The organism is Aedoeadaptatus nemausensis, from assembly GCF_903819165.1.
Classification (GTDB): Bacteria; Bacillota; Clostridia; order Tissierellales; family Peptoniphilaceae; genus Aedoeadaptatus; species Aedoeadaptatus nemausensis.
Genome location: NZ_CAIJCS010000017.1, coordinates 1 through 245, shown reverse-complemented (window position 1 = coordinate 245; position 245 = coordinate 1). Strand labels below are relative to the sequence as shown.

Below are 245 nucleotides of genomic sequence, written 5' to 3'. Positions count from 1 at the left end.
CTCTACACTGTACTCACGATTATTTCTAGAGCGCATTAAACCTTCATCGCCAAAATGTTTGTAATTATTCACCCATAGTTTGAGAGCGGATTTCTCAATGTTGTATTTCATAGCTAATGCTTGATAACTTGTCTTCCCGGACAAGTATTCTTCGACAATTTTCTTCTTCAATTCATAACTATATTTTGCCATTAAAAGACCCCCGAAGGTTGGATTTCTTGGTCCAACTTTTGGGGGTCAGTGCA

The 245-nt window shown here is 38.0% G+C and carries 1 protein-coding gene; it reads right to left on the bottom strand.

Annotated features, from left to right (window positions below):
* The coding region (locus tag PEPTYR26121_RS04355) for a helix-turn-helix domain-containing protein (RefSeq protein WP_180499621.1) at nt 1–192 on the bottom strand (192 nt) is incomplete at its 3' end.
* Nucleotides 193–245: the final 53 nt, after the last annotated feature.